This window comes from Phenylobacterium sp. (genome assembly GCF_037138395.1).
Taxonomy (GTDB): domain Bacteria; phylum Pseudomonadota; class Alphaproteobacteria; order Caulobacterales; family Caulobacteraceae; genus Phenylobacterium.
Genome location: NZ_JBAXIM010000239.1, coordinates 1 through 2,424, shown reverse-complemented (window position 1 = coordinate 2,424; position 2,424 = coordinate 1). Strand labels below are relative to the sequence as shown.

At 68.4% G+C, this 2,424-nt stretch carries 1 protein-coding gene; it reads right to left on the bottom strand.

The features are described from left to right. Window positions 1-413: 413 nt before the first annotated feature. On the bottom strand, window positions 414-2,424 hold a 2,011-nt coding region (gene scpA, locus WCJ52_RS12750; protein ID WP_336903679.1), incomplete at its 5' end, for a methylmalonyl-CoA mutase.

The following is a 2,424-nucleotide window of genomic DNA, read 5'->3' as shown; positions in this document are numbered from 1 at the left end:
CCTCGCTCTGGATATCCAGGCCCTTGTACGAGACCCCGATCGACACCGGGTCGTAGGCGGGCTGTGCGGAGGCCGGGGTGCCCGAGACGGCAATGAGGCCAAAGAGGGTCAGGGCGAGAGTCTTCTTGATCATGGTGAAGGTCCTTTTCAGGTCTGAGTTTTTCGCCGACCACCGCCCCTGGGGGCGTCGTCCGGCTCGCAGGACCGTCTTGAGCCTGGGGCGTCGCCGCGAACGTCAGGCCCGCGTCAAACCGGCGTCAAATCGACAAAGACCCTGAGATTTCTCGCAGGAGGACCCTGCGCAGCCCATTCATGGCCGCGTCTGGGAGGGGCGGGTCCAGAGCCCCGCGCAAACCTGCAGATTGTCCCAAGGACCCGGCACCGTCCGCCGGTCTCCAGGCAAGCCGGCGCGCTCAGCCCTTCAGTTGGGCGTAGCCGAGGGCTTCGTTCAGGCGGTCCATGACCTCGATAGCCGCCTCGGGCACCACTGTGCCGGGGGTGAAGATGGCGGCGACGCCGGCCTGCCGCAGGGCGTTGAAGTCCTCAGGGGGAATGACGCCGCCCACCACCACCAGGATGTCCGGGCGGCCCAGGCGGGCGAGTTCGGCCTTGAGTTCGGGCACCAGGGTCAGGTGGCCGGCAGCCAGGGAGCTGGCGCCCACCAGGTGCACGCCGGTCTTCACCGCCAGCTCGGCGGCCTCGGCGGGGGTCTGGAAGAGGTCGCCGATTTCGACGTCGAAGCCCAGGTCGGTGAAGCCCGAAGCAATGACCTTCTGGCCCCGGTCATGGCCGTCCTGGCCCATCTTGGCGACCAGGATGCGCGGCTTGCGGCCGTCGACGGCGTTGAACTCGGCGGTGAGGGCGCGGGCGCGGTCGCTGGCCGGGGTGTCGCCGGCGGCCTTGAGGTAGACCCCCTGGACAGCGTCGGCCCTGGCCTTGTGGCGTCCGAAGACCTTTTCCAGGGCCAGGGAGATCTCGCCCACCGTGGCCTTGGCCCGGGCGGCCTCGACGGACAGCTCGAGGAGGTTGGCGTTCCCCCTTGCGCCCTCGGTCAGGGCGTTGAGGGCGGCCTCCACGGCGGCGGGGTCGCGCTCGGCCTTCAGGCGGGCCAGCTTCTCCAGCTGGCGCTCGCGCACGGCGGTATTGTCGACCTTGAGCACGGGGATGACGTCGGCGGTCTCGGGCCGGTAGCGGTTGACGCCGACCACGCTCTGGCGCCCGGAGTCGATGGCCGCCTGGGTACGGGCCGAGGCCTCCTCGATCCGACGCTTGGGCAGGCCGTCCTCGATGGCCCGGGCCATGCCGCCGAGGGCCTCGACCTCGGCGATGTGCTCAAGGGCGCGGGCCGCCAGCTCGGCGGTGAGGCGCTCGACATAGTAGGACCCGCCCCAGGGGTCGATGACCCGGTTCTGGCCGCTTTCGAGCTGCAGGAAGAGCTGGGTGTTGCGGGCGATGCGGGCCGAGAAGTCGGTGGGCAGGGCCAGGGCCTCGTCCAGCGAGTTGGTGTGCAGGCTCTGGGTCTGGCCCCCGGTGGCGGCCATGGCCTCGATCAGGGTGCGGGGCACGTTGTTGTAGACGTCGGAGGCCGCCAGGCTCCAGCCCGAGGTCTGGGTGTGGGCGCGCAGGGCCAGGGAGCGGGCGTCCTTTGGGGCGAACTTGTCCTTCATCAGCTGGGCCCAGAGCAGGCGGCCGGCCCGCTGCTTGGCGATCTCCATGAAGGCGTTCATGCCCGCGTTCCAGAAGAAGGACAGGCGCGGGGCGAACTGGTCCACCGTCATGCCGGCCGCCACGCCGGCCCGGACATAGTCGATGCCGTCGGCCAGGGTATAGGCCAGCTCCAGGTCCAGCGTCGCTCCGGCCTCCTGGATGTGATAGCCCGAGATCGAGATGGAATTGAACTTCGGCATTTCGCGCGAAGTATATGAAAAAATGTCAGAAATGATCCGCATCGAAGGGGATGGGGGATAGATGTAGGTGTTCCGGACCAGGAACTCCTTGAGGATGTCATTCTGGATGGTGCCCGACAGCTGGGCATGGGCGACGCCCTGCTCCTCGGCGGCGACGATGTAGAGGGCCAGGATCGGCAGGACCGCCCCGTTCATCGTCATGGACACGCTCATCTTGTCCAGCGGGATGCCGTCGAAGAGGGTGCGCATGTCGAGGATGGAGTCGATGGCCACGCCGGCCATGCCGACATCGCCCTGCACCCGGGGATGGTCGGAATCGTAGCCCCGGTGGGTGGCCAGGTCGAAGGCGATGGACAGGCCCATCTGCCCGGCCGCCAGGTTGCGGCGGTAGAAGGCGTTGGAATCCTCGGCCGTGGAGAAGCCCGCATACTGGCGGATGGTCCACGGATTGGTGAGGTACATGGTCGGGTAGGGGCCCCGGACGAAGGGGGCGAGGCCCGGATAGCCCGGATCGGCC